The sequence below is a fragment of the Paenibacillus oenotherae genome (genome assembly GCF_019443105.1).
Classification (GTDB): Bacteria; Bacillota; Bacilli; order Paenibacillales; family Paenibacillaceae; genus Paenibacillus_Z; species Paenibacillus_Z oenotherae.
Genome location: NZ_JAHZIJ010000002.1, coordinates 329,153 through 352,609, shown reverse-complemented (window position 1 = coordinate 352,609; position 23,457 = coordinate 329,153). Strand labels below are relative to the sequence as shown.

Annotated in this window: 24 protein-coding genes and 1 pseudogene; 10 read left to right on the top strand and 15 right to left on the bottom strand. The window is 48.2% G+C overall.

Going from position 1 to position 23,457, the window contains the following annotated elements:
• Position 1 precedes the first annotated feature (1 nt).
• From glgD to K0T92_RS05780, 3 genes are all read left to right on the top strand, one after another.
• Entirely contained in the window at positions 2 to 1,114 is a 1,113-nt protein-coding gene (gene glgD / locus K0T92_RS05790; protein WP_219871477.1) for a glucose-1-phosphate adenylyltransferase subunit GlgD, read from the top strand.
• A gap of 86 nt (positions 1,115 to 1,200) precedes the next feature.
• Positions 1,201 to 2,661 (top strand): glycogen synthase GlgA, encoded by a 1,461-nt coding sequence (glgA, locus tag K0T92_RS05785; RefSeq protein ID WP_219871476.1) that lies wholly within the window; start codon positions 1,201 to 1,203, stop codon positions 2,659 to 2,661.
• Positions 2,646 to 4,625 carry a glycoside hydrolase family 15 protein gene (locus K0T92_RS05780; protein ID WP_219871475.1) on the top strand — a complete coding sequence of 660 codons (1,980 nt, stop codon included), beginning with the start codon at positions 2,646 to 2,648 and terminating at the stop codon, positions 4,623 to 4,625. The genes glgA and K0T92_RS05780 overlap by 16 nt, the downstream gene beginning before the upstream one ends.
• Positions 4,626 to 4,715: 90 nt before the next feature.
• On the opposite strand, the gene K0T92_RS05775 is transcribed toward K0T92_RS05780, so the two are convergent.
• A complete protein-coding gene (locus K0T92_RS05775) occupies positions 4,716 to 5,162 on the bottom strand; it encodes a DUF6526 family protein (RefSeq protein ID WP_219871474.1) in 447 nt (148 codons plus the stop codon).
• 199 nt (positions 5,163 to 5,361) lie between these two features.
• On the opposite strand from K0T92_RS05775, the gene K0T92_RS05770 reads away from it, so the two are divergent.
• The 3 genes from K0T92_RS05770 to lepB all read left to right on the top strand — a co-directional run bounded on the left by K0T92_RS05770 (position 5,362) and on the right by lepB (position 7,728).
• Positions 5,362 to 5,877, top strand: a complete 516-nt coding sequence (locus K0T92_RS05770; RefSeq protein ID WP_219871473.1) for a DUF6886 family protein — start codon at positions 5,362 to 5,364, stop codon at positions 5,875 to 5,877.
• 786 nt (positions 5,878 to 6,663) lie between these two features.
• Complete coding sequence (locus tag K0T92_RS05765; protein ID WP_219871472.1) at positions 6,664 to 7,032, top strand: hypothetical protein; 369 nt, start codon at positions 6,664 to 6,666, stop codon at positions 7,030 to 7,032.
• A 57-nt stretch (positions 7,033 to 7,089) separates the two neighbouring features.
• Positions 7,090 to 7,728: a signal peptidase I gene (lepB, locus tag K0T92_RS05760; RefSeq protein WP_219871471.1), complete on the top strand. Its 639-nt coding sequence runs from the start codon at positions 7,090 to 7,092 to the stop codon at positions 7,726 to 7,728.
• 3 nt (positions 7,729 to 7,731) lie between these two features.
• On the opposite strand, the gene K0T92_RS05755 is transcribed toward lepB, so the two are convergent.
• The 12 genes and pseudogenes from K0T92_RS05755 to K0T92_RS05700 all read right to left on the bottom strand — a co-directional run bounded on the left by K0T92_RS05755 (position 7,732) and on the right by K0T92_RS05700 (position 18,957).
• Positions 7,732 to 9,276, bottom strand: a complete 1,545-nt coding sequence (locus tag K0T92_RS05755; protein ID WP_246627926.1) for a histidine kinase N-terminal 7TM domain-containing diguanylate cyclase — start codon at positions 9,274 to 9,276, stop codon at positions 7,732 to 7,734.
• A gap of 457 nt (positions 9,277 to 9,733) precedes the next feature.
• Positions 9,734 to 10,764: pseudogene (locus K0T92_RS05750) on the bottom strand (LacI family DNA-binding transcriptional regulator).
• Positions 10,765 to 10,902: 138 nt separating this feature from the next.
• Positions 10,903 to 13,095, bottom strand: coding sequence for an alpha-galactosidase (locus tag K0T92_RS05745; RefSeq protein WP_219871469.1), 2,193 nt, complete (start codon positions 13,093 to 13,095; stop codon positions 10,903 to 10,905).
• 49 nt (positions 13,096 to 13,144) lie between these two features.
• Positions 13,145 to 13,972: a carbohydrate ABC transporter permease gene (locus K0T92_RS05740; protein ID WP_219871468.1), complete on the bottom strand. Its 828-nt coding sequence runs from the start codon at positions 13,970 to 13,972 to the stop codon at positions 13,145 to 13,147.
• Positions 13,972 to 14,838: a carbohydrate ABC transporter permease gene (locus tag K0T92_RS05735; protein ID WP_219871467.1), complete on the bottom strand. Its 867-nt coding sequence runs from the start codon at positions 14,836 to 14,838 to the stop codon at positions 13,972 to 13,974. Before K0T92_RS05735 ends, K0T92_RS05740 begins: the two co-directional genes overlap by 1 nt.
• Before the next feature lie 80 nt (positions 14,839 to 14,918).
• The gene (locus K0T92_RS05730; protein WP_219871466.1) at positions 14,919 to 16,166 is read right to left on the bottom strand and encodes an ABC transporter substrate-binding protein; all 1,248 of its coding nucleotides are present in this window, start codon (positions 16,164 to 16,166) and stop codon (positions 14,919 to 14,921) included.
• Positions 16,167 to 16,743: 577 nt separating this feature from the next.
• Positions 16,744 to 16,893 (bottom strand): hypothetical protein, encoded by a 150-nt coding sequence (locus tag K0T92_RS05725; protein ID WP_219871465.1) that lies wholly within the window; start codon positions 16,891 to 16,893, stop codon positions 16,744 to 16,746.
• A 119-nt stretch (positions 16,894 to 17,012) separates the two neighbouring features.
• On the bottom strand, positions 17,013 to 17,522 hold the full coding sequence (locus K0T92_RS05720) for a spore germination protein GerPE (protein ID WP_219871464.1): 510 nt from the start codon (positions 17,520 to 17,522) through the stop codon (positions 17,013 to 17,015).
• The gene (locus K0T92_RS05715) at positions 17,503 to 17,721 is read right to left on the bottom strand and encodes a hypothetical protein (RefSeq protein ID WP_425517622.1); all 219 of its coding nucleotides are present in this window, start codon (positions 17,719 to 17,721) and stop codon (positions 17,503 to 17,505) included. The genes K0T92_RS05720 and K0T92_RS05715 overlap by 20 nt, the downstream gene beginning before the upstream one ends.
• A 28-nt stretch (positions 17,722 to 17,749) precedes the next feature.
• Positions 17,750 to 18,484: a spore germination protein GerPC gene (gene gerPC, locus K0T92_RS05710; protein ID WP_219871463.1), complete on the bottom strand. Its 735-nt coding sequence runs from the start codon at positions 18,482 to 18,484 to the stop codon at positions 17,750 to 17,752.
• Between the two features lie 18 nt (positions 18,485 to 18,502).
• A complete protein-coding gene (locus K0T92_RS05705; protein ID WP_219871462.1) occupies positions 18,503 to 18,715 on the bottom strand; it encodes a spore germination protein GerPB in 213 nt (70 codons plus the stop codon).
• Positions 18,712 to 18,957 carry a spore germination protein gene (locus tag K0T92_RS05700; RefSeq protein ID WP_219871461.1) on the bottom strand — a complete coding sequence of 82 codons (246 nt, stop codon included), beginning with the start codon at positions 18,955 to 18,957 and terminating at the stop codon, positions 18,712 to 18,714. The genes K0T92_RS05705 and K0T92_RS05700 overlap by 4 nt, the downstream gene beginning before the upstream one ends.
• Before the next feature lie 208 nt (positions 18,958 to 19,165).
• Between K0T92_RS05700 and K0T92_RS05695 the strand changes: the two genes are divergently transcribed.
• Positions 19,166 to 19,366: a hypothetical protein gene (locus tag K0T92_RS05695; protein ID WP_219871460.1), complete on the top strand. Its 201-nt coding sequence runs from the start codon at positions 19,166 to 19,168 to the stop codon at positions 19,364 to 19,366.
• 197 nt (positions 19,367 to 19,563) lie between these two features.
• Positions 19,564 to 20,004, top strand: a complete 441-nt coding sequence (locus K0T92_RS05690; RefSeq protein ID WP_219871459.1) for an alpha-crystallin domain-containing protein — start codon at positions 19,564 to 19,566, stop codon at positions 20,002 to 20,004.
• A 52-nt stretch (positions 20,005 to 20,056) separates the two neighbouring features.
• On the opposite strand, the gene K0T92_RS24890 is transcribed toward K0T92_RS05690, so the two are convergent.
• Positions 20,057 to 20,203, bottom strand: a complete 147-nt coding sequence (locus tag K0T92_RS24890; protein ID WP_246627900.1) for a YjcZ family sporulation protein — start codon at positions 20,201 to 20,203, stop codon at positions 20,057 to 20,059.
• A gap of 241 nt (positions 20,204 to 20,444) precedes the next feature.
• Between K0T92_RS24890 and K0T92_RS05680 the strand changes: the two genes are divergently transcribed.
• Complete coding sequence (locus K0T92_RS05680) at positions 20,445 to 21,041, top strand: hypothetical protein (RefSeq protein WP_219871458.1); 597 nt, start codon at positions 20,445 to 20,447, stop codon at positions 21,039 to 21,041.
• 587 nt (positions 21,042 to 21,628) lie between these two features.
• Positions 21,629 to 23,041: an NADP-dependent phosphogluconate dehydrogenase gene (gndA, locus tag K0T92_RS05675; RefSeq protein ID WP_219871457.1), complete on the top strand. Its 1,413-nt coding sequence runs from the start codon at positions 21,629 to 21,631 to the stop codon at positions 23,039 to 23,041.
• Positions 23,042 to 23,047: 6 nt separating this feature from the next.
• On the opposite strand, the gene K0T92_RS05670 is transcribed toward gndA, so the two are convergent.
• On the bottom strand, positions 23,048 to 23,347 hold the full coding sequence (locus K0T92_RS05670; protein ID WP_219871456.1) for a hypothetical protein: 300 nt from the start codon (positions 23,345 to 23,347) through the stop codon (positions 23,048 to 23,050).
• Positions 23,348 to 23,457 lie beyond the last annotated feature (110 nt).

Here is a 23,457-nt window from a genome sequence, read left to right as displayed (position 1 = left end):
CATGAACTCAAACATACTGGGTGTTATTAATCTGATCCATGAATCCGATGAGATGGAATCACTGACTGCGGGACGCTGCCTGGCAACTGTGCCTTTCGGCGCGCGGTATCGTTTGATTGATTTTACATTGTCGAGCATGGTCAATTCAGGCATTACGAAGGTAGCGGTATTCGCCCATACGAAGTATCGTTCGCTGATGGACCACCTCGGCTCAGGCAAGCACTGGGATCTGCATCACCGTCAGAGCGGACTGTTCATGCTGCCGCCAATCACGGATGATGTGAATGAGGTTCGCCGCGGGGATCTGTTCCACTTTTATCAGCATCGGGATTATTTCACCCGCAGCTCGTTGGAATATGTCGTGATTACGCGCAGCCATATGGTATGCAATATCGATTTCTCCTCCATTATTGCGCAGCATAAGGAAAACGGGGCTGACATTACGGTCGTCTGCAAAAGGCAGTCCGACCTGCTGGACGGCAAAGCCCGCAAGGTGCAGGTCAATGCTGCCGGGCGGATTACAGCGATGCAGGATCATTATGGCCGCATGACAGGCGATCTGGTATCCATGGAGATGTATGTGATGCGCAAGGAGCTGCTGCTGGAGCTGGTGGAGACGTCGCTGGCCCAGGGGCAGGATCATCTTGTCCGCCATGCGATCATGTCGCGTCTGGAAGAGCTCTATGTCGGGAGCTATATGTACGAGGGTTACCTTGGGGTTGTCAATACGGTATCCAGCTACTATCAGAACAGCATGCAGCTGCTTAACCCTGATGTGTGGCGCAGTCTGTTCAATGAGCCGGGGCCGATCTATACGAAGGTCAAGGATGAGCCGCCTGCGCGGTATACGACAGGGGCCAGAACGAGCAATTCGCTTATCGCTAATGGCTGTGTTATTGAAGGAACGGTGGAGAACAGTATTCTGTTCCGTGGCGTTCATGTCCGCAAAGGCGCCGTTGTCCGCAACAGCATCGTCATGCAGAACGGCGATATTGGCGAGAACAGCAATGTGAATTGCGTCATTCTGGATAAGGATGTCAGCATTGCGCAGGGCCGTGAGCTTCGCGGGGCAGAAATGTCGCCATTCCTGGCCATGAAGCGCAAGGTCATCTAAGCGGGAGGAATAAGGATTCGCAGACAGAAATACAGACAGAGAGCAGCGTACCCGCGCAACTGGTCGCTGCATGAGGAGGGGAACCTATGAAGCTGTTATTTGCCACTTCGGAGGCAGTTCCGCTCGTTAAGACGGGCGGACTGGCCGACGTTGCGGGGTCTTTGCCCAAGGCGCTATCGGAGCTGGGCGCGGAAGTGAGAATTATCCTTCCCAAGTATGGAGCGATTCCGGAATCATATGTGGGGCAGTTTGAGACGATTGCGACATTCACGGTGCGGGTTGGCTGGCGGAGTCAATATTGCGGATTGCTGAGGGCTGAGATCGACGGCATTGTATACTACCTGATCGACAATGAGTTTTATTTCATGCGGGGCGGTCTGTACGGTTATGGAGATGATGCGGAGCGGTTCGTATTCTTCAGCGCCGCTGTTGTAGAGTCTCTGTTCCATATGGATTACCAGCCGGATATTGCCCACTGCCATGACTGGCAGACCGGTTTGATCCCGTTCCTGCTGCGGACGCGGTATGCGCATGATCCTGTCTGCCACAATATTGCAACGGTCTATACGATACATAACTTGAAGTATCAAGGTGTGTTCGGCAAGGAGCTTCTCAAGGATTTGCTGAATTCCGGCGATGAGCTGTTCGGCTCGGAAGGGATCGAATTCTATGGGGCCGGCAGCTGCATGAAGGGCGGACTCGTCTATTCGGACAAGCTGACTACGGTCAGCCCGTCGTATGCGAATGAGATTCAAACGGAGTATTACGGCGAGAAGCTCGATGGGCTGCTGCGCTCGCGCGCTCATGATCTGATCGGGATCGTGAACGGAATCGATACCGATTCCTTTGATCCCATGAGTGATGCGGCGCTGGAAGTGCCCTATCGGGATTCCCTTCCGCGCAAACGGAAGAACAAGCTTGCGCTGCAGCGTGAGATGGGGCTTGCAGAGTCGGAGACTACACCGCTGATCGGCATCGTGTCCCGCATGGTGGATCAGAAGGGCTTTGATCTTGTTGAAGCGGTGCTGGATTCTATTGTGGCTGCCGATGTGCAGCTGGCTATCGTAGGCTCTGGCGACTGGCAGTATGAGGAGATGTTCAGGCGCGCTGCGGAGCGCCAGCCTGACAAAGTGTCCGCATGGTTCGGGTTCAACGATGCGTTGGCCCGCCGTGTATATGCGGGAAGTGATATGTATCTGATGCCTTCGCAGTTTGAACCATGCGGATTAAGCCAATTAATTGCGCTTCGCTACCGCTCCGTTCCTATCGTGCGCGAGACTGGAGGGCTCAGGGATACCGTAACGCCATACAATGAATTTACGGGTACCGGCAACGGGTTCACCTTCACCAATTATAATGCGCATGATATGTTATTCACCATTGAGCGGGCGATTGCGTTCTATAATAACGAAGACGTATGGAAGCAAATTGTTGCGAATGGCGCCAAGGATGATTGCAGCTGGAAACGCTCTGCCAAATCCTATATGTCGCTGTACGCCGAACTTCTGTCCAGCCGAAAGGAGAATAACCCATGGCCCGTCATCTAGTTATCGGCAACGGTAAACTGCTGGTCAATCTGGACCGCAACTGCTACATCCGAGATATTTATTATCCTTTTGTCGGTCAGCTCAATCATGTCGGTGGACAATATTGCCGTTTCGGTATTTGGGTAGACGGTCAATTCTCCTGGTTGGAGAATCCAGAGTGGAAATTTGATCTGGGCTATGTCGAGGACTCTCTCGTAACTAACGTGGTGGCCAGGAACGAGCGTCTCGGGGTCGAACTTCATATGAATGACGGCATTCATCAGCGGGAGTGCATCTATATTAAACGGGTCGTCGTACGCAACCTGACATCAGAGGCAAGAGAATTCCGGTTGTTCTTCAATCAGGATCTGATGATAGACGGCTCCGAGGTAGGCGATACAGCGGCCTATTATCCTGAGAATCATACCGTATTCCACTATAAGCGTTCCTCCTACTTCATGTTCAATGGCTTCTCTGATGAAGGCGGCATGATGCAGTATTCTACAGGGATCAAACGTTTCCATCATGCCGAGGGAACATGGCGTGACGCGGAAGACGGCATTCTGATGGGGAATACGATTGCGCAGGGCTCCGTTGACAGCACGATAAGCTTCCGCACCGTTGTTCCGCCAAGCGGCGAGAAGACGGTCTACTACTGGATGTCGATCGGCAAAGACCTGGAAGAGGTTAAGGCGCTGAACAAATATGTCCAGGACAGCAACCCGGAGAAGCTGCTTAGCCGTATTGTCATCTACTGGAAGCATTGGCTGCACCGTGCGGAAGACAACTTGGGCGATCTGCCGCCGGAGGTTGCGCGCACATTCCGTCAAAGCCTGCTTATCGTGCGGACACAGACAGATGAACGCGGAGCGATTATTGCCGCCAATGATACCGATATTCTGCAATATAACCGGGATCATTACAGCTACATGTGGCCGCGCGATGGGGCGTTGATCGCAGAGGCGATGTCACTGGCAGGATTTCAAAGCGTAATCTCGCCATTCTTCCAATTTTGCGAGCGGACGCTGTCGCCTGACGGCTATTTGTATCACAAGTACAATCCGGACGGAACGGTGGGATCCAGCTGGCATCCTTACATTGTGCAGGGCAACCAGCGTCTGCCTATTCAAGAGGATGAGACAGCGCTTGTGCTGTTCGCGCTATGGAAGGATTACACGCGCAACCAGGTGATTGAGCTCCCTCAATCGCTGTACAATAATTTGATCCGCAAGGGTGCGGCCTTCCTGAGCTCCTATATGGAGGACGGCCTGTCTCTGCCTAAGCCGAGCTACGACCTGTGGGAGGAGCGCTATGGTATCTGGACGTATACGGTTGCCTCCGTCTACGGCGGTCTTATGGCGGCAGCCTTCTTCACAGAGCTGTTCGGCGATTATGAGCGAAGCGATCATTTCCGCGATACAGCGGAGACGATCAAGCAGGGCATGCTGACACATCTGTGGGATGAGGGGTCCGGGCGATTCGCGCGGGGACTGATTCAGAAGGATGACGGCTGGGAGAAGGATATGACGCTTGAGAGCAGCCTGTTCGGCATTTGGGAGTTCGGTGTTCTTCCGGTTAACGACAGCCGCGTCATTCGGACAATGAATGCGATCAAGCAGGGGCTGACGGTACGCACAGGAGTGGGCGGTGTAGCCCGCTATACGAATGACTACTACTTCCAGCAGTCAGGAGATATTGAGAATGTGCCGGGCAATCCGTGGATCATCTGTACGCTCTGGATTGCGAATTTCGAGATTGAATCAGCGAAGAGCCTGGCGGATCTTGAAGGACCTCGCCGGACCTTGCAGTGGGTTGTGGAGCATGCGCTGTCCAGCGGCCTGCTGCCGGAGCAGTTGAACCCGCATGACGGCAGTCCGTTGTCCGTTGCGCCGCTGACCTGGTCGCATGCTACTTTCGTGCAGTGTGTGAGCAAATATTCGGCCAAGTATGCGGAGCTAATAACCGCTGCCGCGGCAAAATTGTAATTCGGGAAATAAAGAAAGCTGCTTCGGCAGCTCGTTGGCCTTGGGCCGATGAGCTTGCCGCAAGCAGCTTTTTTGCTTGGGGTGCGTGGATTAAACACGGTAATTGTCACTGCGCCAGGACGTTATCGCTCGCTTGATCGCATCTGTGGAGAGACCTTCTTCGGCAGCGCGCTGCGCAAGGGAGGGATATTCATTGTCCGAGGCAAAGCGCAATGCGACAATCTGCCTGATCGTTAATCGGGAGTCAATGGGCTTGCCTGTCAATATAAAATGCCGCAGCTGCTCCTCTGCGCGAATCGCACGATCCTGTACTTTGAGTGTATATTGGCGAAGCCTTGCGAATGTAATTGCGGCAATAAGGGCAAAGCATACAAACAGCAGCGGCTGCGTCAGCGAGCTGCCATCCGCCAAGGCGTCAACAACAAGGTAAAGAGAGAGAATGATCGCGGCAACTGTTAGCAGACTCAAAGCAAAATGATAGAGCGGGTCCAGCCGTTTGTGATTGGCGTAAGATTGATTCGGTTGCGGTTGTGGCATCTTGCTAAATTCCTCCTAGTAGATGGATAATATTACTACTATGCTATTCGCCATGGGCGATGGGAATACCTTTTTTGTTGGAAATGGGGCCGAAGGGGGAATCTGGCGTGATTCGAATAAGGGTACCTGTGGTGCGGAAGGGTGTTTTATTGAATGGGTGAAGAAGTTTGCCGCAATTGTGTGGAGGGAGTGTTTCGATATGTATGTATATCATTATAGTGAGGAATCCGCGATTCCCCGCTTTGAACCGAGACCTGCCCCCGCGTACCCAGAGCTGGGCCAGGTGGTGTGGGCGGTGAATGAGGAGCGTGCGCCGAATTATTATTTGCCGCGCGACTGTCCCAGAATCATCGCAAGAAGAGGGGCGCCTGTGTCGGCTGAGCTTGAGGAGAAGCTATTCGGTTACAGCACGGCGGATACAATTATGTTCGTGGAGGGACGATGGCTGGGCCGGATACGGAATGCGAAGCTGTTCTGTTATACACTGCCCGCGGATACCTTCGTGATGATCGATGGGACGGCCGGATACCATGTGTCGGAGCAGGGGGTTACTCCCCTAACAGTGGAACCGATGGGTGATCTGCTTGCACGGATTGTGGAGAAGGGGATTGAACTGCGTGTCGTCCCGAACCTGTTTCCATTGCGGGATGCCGTGCCTAAGGCGACGATGGATTATTCGATGATCCGGTTTAGGAATGCGATGGATGAGGGGTAGGTGCTGAAGACGAGGAAATATATGAAGTAATTGGAATTTTTCGCAATCCTTATTCCCGCATACTGACCTAAGAATCTCCAAATGGGTCTAGTGCTTGTTCGCCGGGAACCTTATTATATTGTGATTATTATTACGCTGAGACTCACTTTAATGCCCAAATTTATTGGAAGACATTAACTCCATTATCTGATATTCGAATTACAGATGTTATAGGTACCTATACCCATGACACAAATACTTTTGATACTTGGGAAGTTGAGAGGGTTTTTGTAGGTAGAGATAAGCCTTCAACTCCTGTGGGGCAATATGTTTCTGTTTACGATTCATCACAATACGATGAAAATAGAAGAAGAGAAGGCTATTCAAGCTATTGGGTTAAATATATTGCAAATGCTAATGTTACAGACAATAATAATGCAGTGATTGTGTATTATGAATTGAACTTATACTCTGTTGGAGGTAGTCCTACTCAAACCCAATATCCAAAAAGAGCTAAATTGAATATTGATTTTTAATCGAAAGGGGTAGTTGAATTATGAAAAAGTGTTTATATTTTGCTTTTATTGTTCTTTCCCTAAGTATATTTTTTGTTATTATTTCTAGTGCTGATACTAATGAAGTGAACTACTTCTCAAAGCATTTTATTATTAATGAAAAGACTGTTACAGATTCTGGTAAATTGAAGATGTAACGTATGAAGTCTGGTTTAATGAAAAAGGGTATTATCGCTTTGAAACCATTTCAGGTTTATATGCTGGGGACTATGAGGTTTGGGACGGAAAGAAATTGTTTCAGTATACTAAAATTATAAATGACTTAACAATTAGGAATTTTGAGGATAATGGTTCAAATGGTCTAGTTATTCCACATAGTTATTTTTCAAGCCGTGCGTTTGAATTAGTTAAGAAGGATGAAAAAACGGGTAAATTAAAGAAAATTGAAAAAGATGGTATTCAGGAATATACAAAAAAGGAAGGAGAAAAAGTAATTTCTTACACATTTAATGACGAAAATCTACTTTTAGAATCTAAATTAGAGAATTCTAACGAAGTGCTTCATAATCAAAAGTTAGTTAAAATGGATGAAATTATAAACTTCGATGAAAATATTTTATTCATTGATACTAACAATGTAAATGTAACTTATATGAAATGAAAATGAGACAGGGTCCTGGAAAGGACCCTATTAACTTTGAATAAAAGGAGGGTCAAAATGAAAGCGTGGTTATGTTTAATATCGATGATAATTATTTCTCTTTTATCGGGATGCACCGGTCCGCAAGCCATCACTGACACGAGGACTTCTCAGGAAATTGGCAGCATACAGAAGATGGATGACAATATTGTTATCCATTACAGCAGCGATGGTATGGCAAGAAAGAATCTTGAGTTTGTGGATAAAGATATTGTGATCGTTCCCAATTATTACACCGACAACGATCTACAACGGGGGGATATTATTTACTTTAGGCCGCCGACAACACATGCTGATGAAGGTGATCAAACTGCAAATGAGATCTCCAGAGTTATCGCACTGGAAGGCGAAAGGATTTCCATAAGCAGTGGCCAAATCTATATTAATGGCAGTAGATTGGAAACATTTTACGGTAAACTCCTTGCCAGCGGCATGGATGCGGAAGCGTTTCAAGATTTAACGAATATTCACTGTGATGAACAATGCAGAGACACCCACAAGGAATATTTTGACACGGATATGGAGGAATTTGAAATCCCGTCGGGCTCCGTGTTCGTATTGGGCGATAATGTATTAAGAAGCTTAGGGAGCCTGAACTTCGGTACGCTGCCTAAAGAACAGATAATAGGCAAAGTAACGGGATATTTGGCTCCATAGCATCTAGCTGTGCACATCAACATTTGCCGTGCTGACGCGATTGCGCCCGCCTCTCTTGGCTTCGTACAACGCAGCATCTGCATCGCGCAGCAAGGATTCGAGTGTATCATCGGGCCTGAAGGATTGTGCGGCACCGAAGCTGGACGTAGTACGGATCTCTCCGTGCACCGTCTCCAACGGCGTGCGTTCTAATGACGTCCGAATCCGCTCTGCCAGCTCGCCGGCTTCGCGAAGTGTGGCGGACGGCAGAGCAAGGACGAATTCTTCACCGCCGTAGCGGGCGAAAAGCATATCCGGCTCGATAATCCGCTGGCACACGGCTACGACATGCACGATTACCTGGTCGCCTGTTTCATGTCCATAGGTATCGTTGATCCGTTTGAAGTAATCAATATCGAACAGTATAAACGACACTGGGTCGCCCTGCTGCTCCGCTTGCTGCAGCATCTCTTTGCTCCGGTGGATAAATTGCGTGCGATTATAGATTTTCGTCAGGCCATCATAGTAGGCCAGCTGCTTGAGTTGATTCTGGAGCTGTGTTTGCTCTGTCACATCAATTAACATCAGAAGGCTGCCCGCCAGCTCCCCGTTCCTGCCTCTTACAAGGGATGAACGGATCTGATAGCAGGCGGCGGCTCCGGCCGTATGTTCGATTCGAATCTCCTGCATACTGTCCGGGCGCCGGACATCCGGGAAAGGAGCACCGGTCAAATGCGGCCAGCACTCTTCGAGCTTTCTGCCAATCCATCCCGTATGAAGGCCGGGAAGCATTCTGCTGACCGCTCTATTGAAGTCAATGAGCCGATCCGCAGAATCAAGGACGATTACCCCTTCTCTCATGCTTTCAAAAATGTGTTCCTTGGCGATCGGCACGATAGTCAGCAACCGGGTCGTCAGAATGGCCCAAATGTACATGGCGGAGGTGATGCACATGACATAAGGCACGGGATCCATCCCGCCCGGCGAAAGTCCCATCAGATAGATAAAGGCGGAGATCATCGGGATGAATTGACCGCAGATAAGCGTGACCAACTGCTTGCGATAAGCTTTCTTGGTCTTGTTCCACTGCATGGAGAGCAGGATGACGCCTGCCAGCAAGCAGCTGAACGTGAAAGTGCCGTGCACGATATACCATTCCCCGATGACGACTTCGGTTGAGAGGAGCAGTGTGTTTTCCCTTAATTCCAATGATTTGTAGAACAAATGATGCCAATCATTTGTGATTACCATCACCATGGTTATGCTGGGAATAACGAACATGGCTGTCAAGACGAGCCGTGAGACCTGCTTGCCGATGTATCGCAAGATGAGCTTCAAGCCAAGCACGGGAGCGAAGGCGATGCCGATATATTCCGCAACAGTCCAGCGTTTGATTTCTTCAAGGGTATCGCTGGATAGCTGGAAAGCATAAGCGAATATATAAATCGCTTGCACAGCGATATAGATCATAAATGTGCGGGCTCCCGGGATTTCTTTCCTCCTGAAATAAGCATAGAAACCAAGGAAAGAGCAGAGGACGCCCGAGACTGCTACAAGTGAAATGTACATTGTTACCTGGGAACCCATCGTAACTTCCTCACGATCATGTAAGATTGTTTGTCATGAATTGTTGTAGTTGTTGATGTGACGTTAAATCCAATTGTAACATTTCTGCCACTATTCCTGATAGCTGAAGAACATACTCCTTCTCTAAAAGAGGATCGTTAACTATGCGTACGCCCGGCATGGGCGTCATCTATAAGGGGAAAGTGTTGAATGGGGCTGGCGAACGCTTGCCATTAGCCAAGAGCAAGGGCGTCCCGCCGCGAGGCAGAATTTGAAGGAAACTGGAGGCAATTGCACGAGCCAAGGTATACGAACTGAACTCGAGGCAGGTAAGGAGAGAGGAAACCGATTCATTCGTATGAAGAGCACAGACAGCAGAATATTTCACGAGAGAGCTCGCGGCATAGAGAAGCGGTGAAGCCGTCAGGGTATGCCGGAGCGCCGAGTTCTTCCTTATTATTCAGCTTTTATAACCGCAGCTTTGCCGAATGACCAGTTCGGTACCAACGGTGACATGCAGAGGGACGGTCCGTCCTTCAAACCGATCCAGCAAGAGCTGAACCGCTGAGCGACCCAGCTGTTCCGTGAATACTTTCACTGTGGTTAGCGGAGGGTTCACATAGGCCGAGACTTCAATGTCGTCGAAACCAATTATTGCCATATCATCCGGACCTTTATTCCGTTCTCACTTAATGCTCTGAGCGCTCCGATAGCCATGGGGTCACTCCCGACAAAACATGCAGTGGGCTTGTCCGGCTGACTGAGCAGCTTCAGCATCATTTCATATCCGCCGGAAGTCGACCACTCGCCAACATGAATATAGGAAGGGTTAAAGAGGTTCTTTTCTTTCAGGATGCTTTCAAAATACGCTGACCGTGGATCTTTAAGCTTACTTGTTGTATTAGCAGGTTCCTTCAGCTTATAAACGTATTCTGATCCGCCAATAAAACCGATGGAAGTATGATTCAGTTGAAGGAGATGGGTCAAAACATCCGTCATGGATTGTCTAAAATCAAGATGCACGGTATCACAGCAAAAATGAGGCAGCAAATTGTTAATCAAAACGATATTATTGCTCAGATCATAATAGTGGCGTATATCCTCAATATCTATTGTGCCAACAACAATCAATCCCTCAATCTCCTGCAATGATACATTTTGAATATGACTTCCACGAATAATAGGGGACAAAACCAACCCCAATTCCCCACAAACCTTCTCAACCCCATCCCTTACTTGTTTGATATAAGGGTCCAGCAGCTCATCTTCGTCCGATGCGGTGATCAGCAATGCGATTTGTTTATTGGACAGTTGGCTTTCTTTCTTCAGACGCTGGACTCTGACAGGCTTGTATTGCATCTGTTCTGCAATTGAAAAGATCCGTTCACGCGTCTCGTGGCTGACAGATAACGTCTTATCGTTGTTCAACACTCTCGACACTGTGGCCTGGGAGACTCCAGCGTGTTTCGCAATATCTTTAATGGTAGCCATATGCCGCTCCTAACGATCCTTAATAAAATTCAAGCTATCACTCCTGGCGATTCTATGGCAATATTACCATAATGGCAAACGAAAAAGAAAGACCCGGGAAGGGAGCCCCGGGACTTGCAGGATAGAAGGTGTGCAGCTTTATAGCACTTCTTGAAAAACGAATAATTGACTTTGAAAATCACCTTTTAGATCCCCAAGAGGGAGGCCATAGTGGATCAATGTGTCTCCTCCGTATATGTCCCCGGTTTCAATCAATCGGTATACTTTGGAGGGATCCAACCCTTTAAATTTGAGTCTGCGCAGCGGCGCATTAGGTTCACTGAGCACCTTGAAATAAGCGGCAAAGGCTTCTTGCTTATTCTCCGAGACAAACATCCATGCTGTAACGTTCCCCTCGAATGGGCTCAACAACCGGTAAAAGTCCCCAAATTGAATCAGGTTTCTTAATTCTTTATATTGCTTGGTCTGTGCCATCACGATCGATTTTTCACTCTCGCTCAGCTTGGTTAAGTCAAGCTCATAGCCGAAATTTCCAGACATAGCAACGTGACCGCGCATTTCAATGGAAGTGATCCGGTCTACCTGATGGTTCGGCACTGCGGATACATGAGCTCCCATGGCGCTAGCTGGATACACAATACTTGTTCCATACTGGATCTTCAATCTTTCCACAGCGTCTGTATCGTCGCTGGTCCAGGTTTGAGGCATATAATACAGCATTCCAGGGTCAAAGCGACCCCCGCCCCCGGAACAGCTCTCAAACAAAATATGCGGGAATTGAGCTGTAATCCGTTCTAACACATCGTAAAGTCCCAGCATATAACGATGCGCTGTTTCCCGTTGGCGATGCGCGGGCAATAGAGCCGATCCAATTTCGGTCATATTACGGTTCATGTCCCATTTGACATAGCTGATTGGCGCGGAAGAAAGCACCTTGCCCAGCGCATCCACGATATAATCACATACGTCCTTACGGGATAAATCCAGAATGAGCTGTTCTCTAGCCACGGTCCGATTCCGCTCCGCCACATGCAGGCACCAATCGGGATGTCTTCTATACAGGTCGCTGTCGGGCGAAACCATTTCAGGTTCAAACCAGAGCCCAAACTTCATCCCGGTTGACGTAATTTTGCGGCCTAATCCTTCCAGTCCGTCAGGGAGCTTATGTCTGTTCTCGATCCAATCCCCAAGAGAGCAGTCGTCATGATTCCGTTTGCCAAACCAGCCATCATCCAGAACAAATAATTCGATTCCCAGCTCACGACCTGCAAGCGAGATGGCTTCAATCGTTTCGGAATTAAAGTCAAAATAAGTAGCTTCCCAGTTATTAATTAGTATAGGACGCGCTTGATCCCTATATTCTCCTCTGCAAAGTCTCGTACGGTATAAACGGTGATAAATGCGAGACATTCCGCCCAATCCTTCACCGGATCGAACCAGTACTGCTTCTGGCGCTTGAAGGGACTGGCCCGGTTCCAACGTCCAATTAAAATCGAAGGGCTGAATTCCGATACCCACTCGAGCGGTACCATATTGATCCACCTCGGCTTGAGCGAGAAAGCTGCCGCTATAAACCAAGCTGAATCCATATACCTCGCCATTGTCTTCAGATGCACCCTTGGACAGCAGCGCCAAGAAGGGATTTTGTTGATGGCTGCTCGAACCGCGTTTACTGTCTATGCGGTGGATGCCCGGGGTCAAGGAGCTCTTATAAAGATGACGTTCCCGGGCCCATGCGCCGGATAGCTGAAGCATATCATAATCCGAAGAATGAAAGTCGATACTGCTGCTTAATATCCGATTCAAAATAATGTTTTCTTCTCCGCTATTTTCTACGTGGACGGTACGCGTAACCGCGTCCATATTGTTATAAACACTATAGATCAAAGTCACTTTCAGACCGCTTTTTTCATCCAGCATATGCAATTCCAGCGTATCGGCTTCGAGATCGCTTTCCACGTAGGTGGAGGGTAAGCCTTGCAAACTCTGCTTGCCTTTCTTAATAGCATGATGCTGATATTTCAGGTCCATGACCGTCGAACCGTCTTGAAACTGCACTTCAATAGCAGGCTCGCGGTAATCCCCTGTTCCGTAAGAAGGATATTCCTGGGGCAGGGTATCAAAAGAGAAGGAGCGATCTTCTTTAATAAAATTCGGGCTGAACGAACCTCGTTCCACACGATGCAGTTGCTCTTTAAAGAGAGAAGTGTTTAATCGGGGGCCCCAGTACAGGTGGGCCGGGTACGCCGATTTTACAAGCTGAATGATATAACTGGAATCCTTGGACTGCAAATGGAACAACTGCTGCTCTGAAATATAATGGATAGCCATTGCTCTCTCTCCTCCAAAATTCTCATAATGTGCCGATCTTTGTGCTTTCTTACTTCACAGCTCCTTGAACGACTCCATTAATAATCCAACGCTGCGCAACAAGATAAACCAGAACCATAGGCAACAACGCCATTAAATAGGAGGCAAAGGCAACATTGTAATTCACGCTGAACCGGGATTGAAAGATGTACTGAGCCAGCGGCAGCGTCGCCATATCCGGTTTGCTTAATATGATTAGCGGCAGCAGGAAGTCGTTCCAGGCCCATATACAGGTCAAAATACCGACTGTTGCATTAATGGGGCCGAGCAGCGGGAAAATCACTTTCCAGAACGTTTGCCATACGCTCGCACCATCAATCATAGCTGCCTCATCTAGCTCGGTCGGGAGGCTCCTTAAATAACCGACATACAAAAACATGTTAAAGGCAATCCCGTAAACGACGTATAAAACAATAAGTCCGGTATGGTTATTCAGATTGAAATAAGCCATCTCTTTCACGATAGGCAACATAATGATGGGAAAGGGGACAAACAACGCGCTCACAAAATAATAGTATAAAAATTTGAAAAACCTTTTCTTTATATTTCTTGCAACGGCATACCCGACAAATGAATTCGTAAGGATCGTTAACACAACGGCAAGCGACGTAATAATAAAACTATTTTTAAACACATGTCCAAAATTCGTCATCCGCACCGCTTCGGCAAAGTTGCTCCAATGCCATTCTGCAGGGATAGCCAGTACAGATTCGGCGATCTGTGCAGGACTTTTTACAGCAATCATGACCGTCATGTAGAGTGGAAACAGGACAATCAGAGAGCCGGCTGCAATCAATAGCGTGATCGTCCAATTGGCCGTTTTGGCTCGTGTTATCATTACAGATTCATCTCCCTTCTCTGCAGGTATTTGAGTTGGACAATCGAGATGATTACGATCACAACAAAATAAATAACAGAGTTAGCAGACTGATAGGCGAACGAACCCCCGGAGAAACCATCGGTATAGATTAAATAAGAGATCGACATGGTCGATTTCGCTGGCCCGCCGCTTGTCAAAGCTACAATTTGATCGAATACCATCAAGAAGTTTTTCATCGAAAGCACCATGTTAATCGTAAAAAATGGCGCGATCATGGGGAACGTGATATGCCAAAATTCCTTCCATTTGCTTGCCCCGTCGATGCTGGATGCTTCATACATATCGGTCGGTATCGTCTGCAGTCCTGCCAGGTACAAAATAATATTGAAAGCCGTAGCCTGCCATACAGTTACGATTACGATACCTAACCAGGCCCATTCGGTGGTGCCTAGTATGTTAAAGGCCCAATCCTTCATCTGAATGTTTTGAAAAAAATTCGGAAGCATATTGGAGAAGATGTAGTTAAAGATATAACCGACAATCAGAAGGCTTAATACATTCGGAAGAAAATAGACGCCTCTGAAAAAGTTTTTAAATTTGATTCTCGCGTTGAGCCCCATAGCTATCGTTAAACTGACCACATTCACAATAACGGTTGTTAGAATGGCAAATTGAAAGGTGAAGCCATAGGCCGCATAAATGGACTCGTCCTTAAAAACATGGAGATAATTTTTAAATCCTACAAAATCGTAATTTTGGGCGAAGCCGTTCCAATTTGTAAAACTATAAAAGATTCCAAGCAAAACGGGAAACGTATGGAAAGCGAAGAACATTACAAATGCAGGGATGACCATCATATAAAATGTTCGTGCGTTCTTTTTCATAATCCAAACTCCTTTATTAATTAAAAGGATAAATCGGATGAACCGGACGAGGGGCCCGATTCATCCTTTTTTCAAAGCGTTTATCTATTTAGCGAATTGTCGTATGCTTCATCCATCGACTGCAGGAACGGCTCGGTTTTTTGTTTGAGGATTAGTTCTTGAAGCAATTGATCCAGTTTCATGCTGCTTGGAATATAATGATCCGGGAAGTCGGACACGAGTCCTTTCTCAAAGACCGGAATCAATTCCGCTACAGATGGATCGTCCTGAGTGACCCCTTTGATCGCGGAAAAAGTGTTCACTCCTTGAACATAGTTTTTGGCGTTGTCAGGATTCATCAGAAAACGAATAAACAGCTTTGCTTCATCAGGATGTTCGCTCTTCGCTGATATAGACAGGAGCTGATCCACGCCGGAAATCAATTTGTTCTGGTCAGGATCATTCGTTACCGGATAAGGGAAGACCCCTAACTCGATCTCGGGATTTATCTTCTTGATCTCGCTGATCGCCCAGACCCCTTGAGCGTACATGACAGACTCTCCGTTAGCGAAAGCCGCATTGCCGTCGTTATACCCTTTTCCAAAGCTGTCCTTTTGACCAAACGAGATGAATTGCAAGTATTTCTCCGCAGCTTCTTTATACCCTTCCGCAAAACTGGTCTGCTTTTCTTTCCGTTTGGCAAAGTATTGATCTCCTTGCGTGCTTGCTCCAAAGGCATTAAAGGAAGGCAAGGTCGTCCATGAATCTTTAAAAGTGAAATAGAATGGAAGGCGGCCGGCTTCTTGAATGGTTTGGCTTAGCTTCACAAATTCGTCCCATGTCGCAGGAACAGTAAGTCCGAGCTCTTTAAACAAGGCCTTGTTATAAATTACACCATTGGCGTTAACGCCATAAGGGATTGCGTACACTTCATCGGTTCCAGTAATGTCTTTAAGAATTTGAATGTAGCTCTCCGTAATATTTTTCAATTCCGGTGCGGCACTCAAATCAGCAAGCACGCCGGATGTAGCGAGCATAGCGTGAACATTGTCTCCGCCATTGGCGATCACATCTGGAATCTCGCCCGCAGCGATCTTAGTTTTCAAAACCGTAGAAGCATCCGGCGGGTTATCCTGAACCACCTTAATATGGGGATATTGTTCTTCGAATTTGGCAATTAACTTATCGAACGTATCTCTGGCTTCAGGTTTATATTGGAAAAACTGCAATTCGACCTGCTGAGCATCTTTTGTTTCGCCGCTCTTATTGGAGTTAGAACTTGAAGCACAACCGGCTAAGATCGAAATCATAAGTACGGCAACCATGAGAATAAACAACGTTTTCTTCATTGGAAAATCCCCCTAATCGTTTAGTGTTGCCCGAAATCCCTCACTACTTTTGCAATTACTGCAAAAAGCTACGCCTCTCCTTTTTAGTAAATTTATTAACTAAATAAAATGTATCATAGCGCTTTCATTTTTACAATAACCAAATTTATGTAGTGTCATTTCTATCGAAAAACGTCCCTGTGAATGACTGAAATACTGATTATTTCAGTATTTTAAGATCAAGAGGAAGGGTGGGGGCAATCATGCATATATTATTCAGTCATTCTTTTTAAACAAGTAAATTTATTAACTAAAAAATGAAGTAGTTAGAGGGAGCTGATCGCCTTCGTTTATTGTAAATTCAATATGTCGGCCCATACACGCCAGAAGGGGCTGTCCCCAAAGTCTTTTTTTGTTTTCAGAGTCCCCGCTAAGCCCCCATACGAGGAAAAAGATGCGCCCAGCCCCACTTTTATCGTGGTTTTGGCGGCATCTTTTCACATCATTTGGGACTGACTCATTGGATAGTGGACTTTAACTGTACGCCAGAAACCGGCCTTGCGTTTGCAAGGCCGGTCTCTGTATCGTATTATGCGATTTAGAAAATACCAGCACGAAGAACAATTACGAGCAAAATGTAGAGAACAAGAATGACGCCCGCACTAGTCCACAAGCCGCAGCCTATGCCCACGCCGCCAACGGCCGGTCCGCAGCCTGCACCGCCGACACCACCTGGTAGGTATCCCACTGAACATACCTCCTGAAAGGTTGATTTTTGTGATGTTGTATATCACATTATTAATGTATGACGGGGTCTGCAAATCGTTTGGACGTTTGTACCGGGTCATTTGTGATTTGCGCATCCGCCTAATCGGGAATGCCGACTCTATAAGGGGGCATACACGGATCCGCGTCAATGGCCCGTCTTGCAAATTGCCGGATGTTGCTGATGCGGGATTCTGCGGTAGCTGTGCTGCCAAGACCGATTAGCATTAATGCTGTACCGCTCATAGCAAGCACTTTAATGCCTCCTACACGAATGCAAGGGGCAAAATTCTGCTTGCGGATCACAACGCTATTGTCTTCAGCGGGTGATTCGATCAGGCTGGGGAGAGGCCGATCGAAGATCGCATAGGATTCGAAATAAACATCGCCGCCCTCCGTATGAGGGACTTCCCGCTGTACGGCAAGACCGAGAAGCTTTGCGGCCACTTCCTTGCGGTCTCCGAGCTGGATGATAGAAGAACCTGAGATGCTGTTCACGATAAGCGCTCCCAGCTCTGAAGTGCGAATCGGATAATGCTCGCTGTCATACGGTTCCGCATCGCTTGCCGGGAGCTGAGTGGGGTACGTATCGTCAGTCCGTTTGGGCTTCAACCTCTGATTCCCCCTCTCCCTCCGGAATACCAAGCGGAACTAGCGGGCCAACGATGACGGATTCCGGCGGAGTATCGAACATCGAGTAGAGTGTAATCTGCTCCGAATCCCCGACCTGCAGCATGGATGCACTTGCTATCGCCGTCATCTGGATACAGCCCACTTGAAGACCATAGTTCACAAGATTGAATTGAATCACAATGAGAGACCTCCTTTGAAAACGGTTGTTAACCGCTGCTCTTCAGTTTCGTTACATATCCGCGCAGCGCGGTATCAATATCTCTGGTCGTCTTCGCAACGACATCGGAATGGATTTGCTCGATAGTTGGCTCATTCGATATACCGCCAGATTTTTCTTTCTTGGAAGCGGCTTGAATGTAAAAGTTGATTCGCGTGCTTATTTGTCTGCGAATATCTTCGATAATAAGGTTGCGATGATGCTGGTCAAGGGTCAGTCCAAGCTCCGCTTCGAGCTGAGCTAATTTTGCAGGAGCAGCTGTCGTTAAGTATAGATCCACATCCCGCCGGATTTCGGGGTAGGGGGGCTGAGACAATGCGCCGTCCGCCCCGGTGGAAGCATTCATGCCAAGAAACGGGGCTGCATCGCCCGATTGCTTGTTGTGGTCAGTTAATCCAAGTGGCGCTTGTTGATTGCCGCCGGGGATCACAACCTGGCCGATTTCTTTGAACTGCTCTTCATTTGGCGGTGTCATACCGATATTGAGCGTGCCGTCGAGCTTCTCTACCTTTAGTTGGTCAAAATTGTATTCCAATCGCTCAATGTTATACATCGGCTTGGATTCGGCGGATGTGACGCGCTCTGTGAGCATGCTCACCTCACGGCTCAGTTTCATCAGCGCGGCCTGCTGCTGCTCAAGCATGCCTGTCAACTGCTGAATTTGCTGCGACATCGCTTTGCACATGTCCCATGGTGAGTAGCTGTAACCATTCGTTGGCTGCATTCTCATTCACCTCAATCCTTATGTGGGGTTCGGGAGCGGTACAAAGGAGAGTGGATTCTCTTCTGTCATCGCGCCAAGCTGGGGGGCTGGTTCTGTGAATCCCCCCGTATTGTAGAGCTGCGACAATGAGCGAATGGAGCCGGCTGCACCGACCTGCAGCACGGAAGAATTCGTAACACTGTCCACCCGAAGCTGGTGGATCGTAATTTGCTGATGAACGGTCAGGCTCATATAACACCACCAACTCCACTGTTCCCCACATTGTTCTCCGTGCTGTCCTGAACATCCTGATCGCTTGTGTTCGTCGCACTGGCCCCGGTATTGGAATTTGCGAGGCTGCCAGTAAGAAAGGATCCTGAACCGGCATAGGTTTTGGAAGTGCTCGATGGCGACAGTTGAAGGGAATCGCCGAATTGTACGATGGAGCTGGAGCCGACGCTAATTATTTTGACGAAACCGACAATAGAAGGCATAACGTATCGCACTCCTTCACGTTGATGCGCAAGGCTGATGTTACATCGTATGCGGCATTCGCCTATAGGTTCCACAGCGATGGCGGTGAGATCCTTCGAGAGGATTTGTCACTAATTTGTCCGACTTTCCAGCCGTAAACTTATGGTTAACGGGTAGGCTTATCGTTTATAATAGGAGAAAAGACTTGTTCGCAAGGGAGTGTTTGACTTGTCAGTTGTAGATGTAAGTAACGTTTCCGCGGGCTTATTCATTACGGGCGCCGTGTTCATTTTGCTCATCTTCTCATTGCTGAGCCTAGGGATTCTGAAGATGTTCCAACAGCAGTCGCGCGCAGGCTGGTACAGCTTTGCAGGCGCTGTTGTAAGCAGTGTTGTGTTCGGATTAGTATTGAATGAATGGTTTGTTTGACCATTCCATTAGACACGAGATGCTATTCATTTATACGAGATGCGAGGAACTGCCTGCGGGCAGTTTCTTTTTTTTTCTGCACATGCCCCAAAGCGAGCTTATCGAAAGGTCTGCCAGGTCATGCCGATTCGGCAGCCATCACCGGCTGCACTGAATAGGCGGGTGCTGAATAAACTGTCATAGAGGTGGTGATTGCTTTGAGCAATGATGATTTTGACCCGTTCGCATCTATCGAATTCGACAAGTTCTTTAATGGCAAAGTTCCATTCCCGCTTGATCCCGGCAATCCATCCAGTTGGTTGAATGATTATGTACGCGATATGTTGATTAAACCGGCAAAGGCTGCTAGTTCCAGCGCAAAAGGGTCGCTGCCGACCGAAATATTCGAAACGCATCATTTTCTCATCGTACGGATCAAGCTGCCGGGATCGGCAGATATAAACAATGTCAGAATAATGGCAAGCAACTTCAGCATTAAGCTGAGCGGGTTGTCCGATTCGAAGAAGCACACGATCAAGCTGCCCAAATTAGTCGAGCCCCGCAGCGGCAAGGCCCTTCTCAAGGAGCAGGTGCTGCAGATCAAATTGCGCAAGCGCAAATCCGGCGAGCAGTATTATGAGCTGTTTATACGGGAATAAAGAAGAGACCGCCCGGCACGTAGCGCTGGATGGTCTCTTTTTTTTGTGACGACTAGCAGAGAATGGAGCGGCTGATGATAACCAGCAGAATGAAGAGTACGAGAATGACGCCCGCGCTGGTGAAAGCACCGCCCACTACTGGATATCCGCCTTTACATTTATCGTAAGCTCCGCCAACACCGCCATAACCATATGACAATGGAATCAGCTCCTTTTGGTTTGAATTCTCTACATACTATGAGTGTGCGATGGCGGATGACTGTGCTCCTGTACGGACAGTGAATTAGCCCATTATGGAGCGATATTGTTCAATTGCCTCATTCAGGGTTAAAAATAGTCAATAAACCAAGTTGCCATTACATAAGATGGAGTATAAGATAATAATATGAGGGAATATTCAGAACATTTCGCCAATCACTAAGTACAGGGAGGGATTGCCGATGAACAAGAGCTATGAAGTAGAATATTGCAACCTGGAGCTGCGATTCGACCGCCGGCAAATCCAGAATCTGATTAGGGATTTAATTCAGGAAGGGTATTCACTTTATTGGAGCGAAACAGATGTATTTTTCCTCATATCGGTTCGAAGCGGTCGCAAGCTCGTGAAGCTCCGGTTTCAACGGGTGCGCAACCGATACAAAATTATAGGCGACTACATTATTAAGGATGAGAAGCTGTCAGAGCTGCTGGAGAAGCTGATTAATGATTCACGCGGCCATGCCGTGGTTAAACGGTTCAAAGACCGTCAAATCGTAATTGAGAGCATCATGTTTGGCGAAATCATTCGACTCGTGGAGGTGTCTGGTATGGAGCATCGCATCATTTATCAAAAGAAGCCGCTGGTAACATTAGAAGAAGTTATGCAGGCGTTTCAGTCGAAACGGGCAGAGGAGCGGGCGATTGTTCTCCGCTATGAGCTGGACTATGAATTGTCTGTTCTGCATGAGGCAGTGACGGATGGCCGCGAAGAGGATGCCGCCTTATCCAAGGAACGTCTAAATACGTTGAGAACTGAGATGATACAGCTTGAGTTGTAAAGGATTGAATCGAATACGTGCAAGTGCATGAGCTTCCGGTAGTAAGTGGACCGGGAGCTTATTTGTTTAAGCACTGGGCCATAAATCTCCATCTGCGCGATACATGCAAGTTTTCTGCTCTTTACAGCCTGCTGAGAGCGAATGCCTGCCAACGTGCAGGAATATACTTCTTCTGGTTTACTGAAGACCGAATGCCTGCTAAAGCGCAGGAATTTCGCCGCATATCCGCTCTATCCGTCAATTCCGCCCTATAGGCCTGCGCTATTGCAGGCATTCGGTCAAATCAAGCTTTTTTCACCAAAATTCCTGCACTTTCGCAGGCTTCCAACCTGCTTGCCACGTTGAAGTCACAGCAAGTTAAGAGATCCACACACGTTAGAAACGGGATGTTCTCACTCTGCGCGAACTTTTTTGGCAGGCCATTTGGCGACCCTGCTTTTGCTGCTTAAGCATCGAACGTAACTTTTTATGACATAATGGTTTTCATTCCCGAGCAAAAGGAGTAAAATAGGGATATTGTGTGCGTGGAGTATTTTGTCGCATGAGAGAAGTAATCACAATAACGAGAAAAGGGATGGAAGAACTGTATGTCTAAACAGCAAATCGGTGTAATTGGCTTGGCCGTAATGGGCAAGAACCTCGCGCTTAACATTGAGAGCAGAGGGTTTACTGTCTCGGTATTCAACCGCTCGCGGGAGAAGACTGACGACCTGCTTCAAGAAGCTGCAGGCAAGAACCTTGTTGGTACATATACCATTGAAGAGTTCGTTCAATCGCTCGAAACGCCACGCAAAATTCTGATCATGGTTCAAGCGGGCGCTGGTACTGATGCTACAATCGATTCACTCGTTCCGCACCTTGATGAAGGCGATATTATTATCGACGGCGGCAACGCCTATTTCCCTGATACACAACGCCGCAGCAAAGATCTGGAAGCCAAAAAAATCCGCTTTATCGGTACAGGCGTATCCGGCGGCGAAGAAGGCGCATTGAAAGGACCGTCCATTATGCCGGGCGGCCAGCAATCCGCATATGAGCTTGTGGAGCCGATTCTCAAGGCGATCTCCGCTAAAGTCGGCGACGATGCTTGCTGTACGTACATCGGACCGGACGGCGCAGGCCACTACGTGAAGATGGTTCACAACGGCATCGAATATGGCGACATGCAGCTGATTTGCGAAGCTTACGACCTGCTCAAGAATGTTCTTGGCGTTAATACGGAAGAACTGCACAATATATTCACGGAATGGAACAAAGGCGAGCTCGATAGCTACCTGATCGAGATTACAGCTGATATCTTCTCCAAGTACGATCCAGAAACAGGCAAGCCGATGGTAGACGTGATTCTTGACTCTGCCGGACAGAAGGGTACAGGCAAATGGACAAGCCAAAGCGCGCTCGATCTTGGCGTGCCGCTGTCCATCATTACGGAATCGGTATTCTCGCGTTTCCTCTCTGCCCTCAAGGAAGAGCGCATAACGGCAAGCAAGCTGCTCAAAGGGCCGCAACCTGCTCCGTTCCAAGGCGACAAAGCTGCTTTCATCGAATCCGTTCGCAAAGCGCTGTTCGCGAGCAAAATTTGCTCCTACGCGCAAGGCTTCGCACAAATGCGCGCAGCTTCCGACGAGTACGGCTGGGATCTTCGCTACGGCGACATCGCGATGATCTTCCGCGGCGGCTGCATCATTCGTGCACGCTTCCTGCAGAACATCAAGGATGCATACGACCGCAATGCAGCGCTCCCGAACCTGCTGCTCGATTCCTACTTCCAGGAGATCGTGCAATCGTACCAAGGCGCATGGCGTGAAGTGGTAGCAACGGCAGTGCAGCAAGGAATTCCGGTTCCTGGATTCTCCAGCGCATTGTCCTACTACGACAGCTACCGGACAGAGCGTCTGCCGGCTAACCTGCTGCAAGCGCAGCGTGATTACTTCGGTGCACACACGTTCAAGCGTGTGGACAAAGAAGGCTCGTTCCACTTCAACTGGATGCAATCCTAATTGCGGCTAGTCTGGAGCAGGATGAAGGCCATCCACCGCTTCTAACAGGCAGTTTCGCAGGCGGTCGGCCTCATGGCCGCATCCGCCGCGCTGCTTGATGAGAATCATAGATGCTTCGGCGAAGCATTGGAAGTTACGCAATAATCGTGGCTGGGAGAGACTGAGCAATTCAGGCGCTTCGTCAGCCACTTTCTTTTTTATATACTCTAATATCCAGACCACATCATCACGGCATAGCGGATAATCGGGATTCAAGATTCTGCTTATTCGGTCTGCTGCCGGCCGGGGCTCGCGATTGGAGGGCATGAGAATCACTCCTGCACAGGAAGGTTGTGATAACCGTACATTATCATCTCTACGGCAAAATCAACTTTTTTATACCCCTAAATACGTAATAATGGTATGATATTTCAATA

Excerpts from the sequence above, each read along its gene's own strand:
- glgD (WP_219871477.1), top strand. The coding sequence starts at position 2 with ATGAACTCAAACATACTGGGTGTTATTAATCTGATCCATGAATCCGAT.
- glgA (WP_219871476.1), top strand. The coding sequence starts at position 1,201 with ATGAAGCTGTTATTTGCCACTTCGGAGGCAGTTCCGCTCGTTAAGACG.
- K0T92_RS05780 (WP_219871475.1), top strand. The coding sequence starts at position 2,646 with ATGGCCCGTCATCTAGTTATCGGCAACGGTAAACTGCTGGTCAATCTG.
- K0T92_RS05775 (WP_219871474.1), bottom strand. The coding sequence starts at position 5,162 with ATGCCACAACCGCAACCGAATCAATCTTACGCCAATCACAAACGGCTG.
- K0T92_RS05770 (WP_219871473.1), top strand. The coding sequence starts at position 5,362 with ATGTATGTATATCATTATAGTGAGGAATCCGCGATTCCCCGCTTTGAA.
- lepB (WP_219871471.1), top strand. The coding sequence starts at position 7,090 with ATGAAAGCGTGGTTATGTTTAATATCGATGATAATTATTTCTCTTTTA.
- K0T92_RS05755 (WP_246627926.1), bottom strand. The coding sequence starts at position 9,276 with ATGTACATTTCACTTGTAGCAGTCTCGGGCGTCCTCTGCTCTTTCCTT.
- K0T92_RS05745 (WP_219871469.1), bottom strand. The coding sequence starts at position 13,095 with ATGGCTATCCATTATATTTCAGAGCAGCAGTTGTTCCATTTGCAGTCC.
- K0T92_RS05740 (WP_219871468.1), bottom strand. The coding sequence starts at position 13,972 with ATGATAACACGAGCCAAAACGGCCAATTGGACGATCACGCTATTGATT.
- K0T92_RS05735 (WP_219871467.1), bottom strand. The coding sequence starts at position 14,838 with ATGAAAAAGAACGCACGAACATTTTATATGATGGTCATCCCTGCATTT.
- K0T92_RS05730 (WP_219871466.1), bottom strand. The coding sequence starts at position 16,166 with ATGAAGAAAACGTTGTTTATTCTCATGGTTGCCGTACTTATGATTTCG.
- gerPC (WP_219871463.1), bottom strand. The coding sequence starts at position 18,484 with ATGCAGCCAACGAATGGTTACAGCTACTCACCATGGGACATGTGCAAA.
- K0T92_RS05705 (WP_219871462.1), bottom strand. The coding sequence starts at position 18,715 with ATGAGCCTGACCGTTCATCAGCAAATTACGATCCACCAGCTTCGGGTG.
- K0T92_RS05700 (WP_219871461.1), bottom strand. The coding sequence starts at position 18,957 with ATGCCTTCTATTGTCGGTTTCGTCAAAATAATTAGCGTCGGCTCCAGC.
- K0T92_RS05680 (WP_219871458.1), top strand. The coding sequence starts at position 20,445 with ATGAACAAGAGCTATGAAGTAGAATATTGCAACCTGGAGCTGCGATTC.
- gndA (WP_219871457.1), top strand. The coding sequence starts at position 21,629 with ATGTCTAAACAGCAAATCGGTGTAATTGGCTTGGCCGTAATGGGCAAG.
- K0T92_RS05670 (WP_219871456.1), bottom strand. The coding sequence starts at position 23,347 with ATGCCCTCCAATCGCGAGCCCCGGCCGGCAGCAGACCGAATAAGCAGA.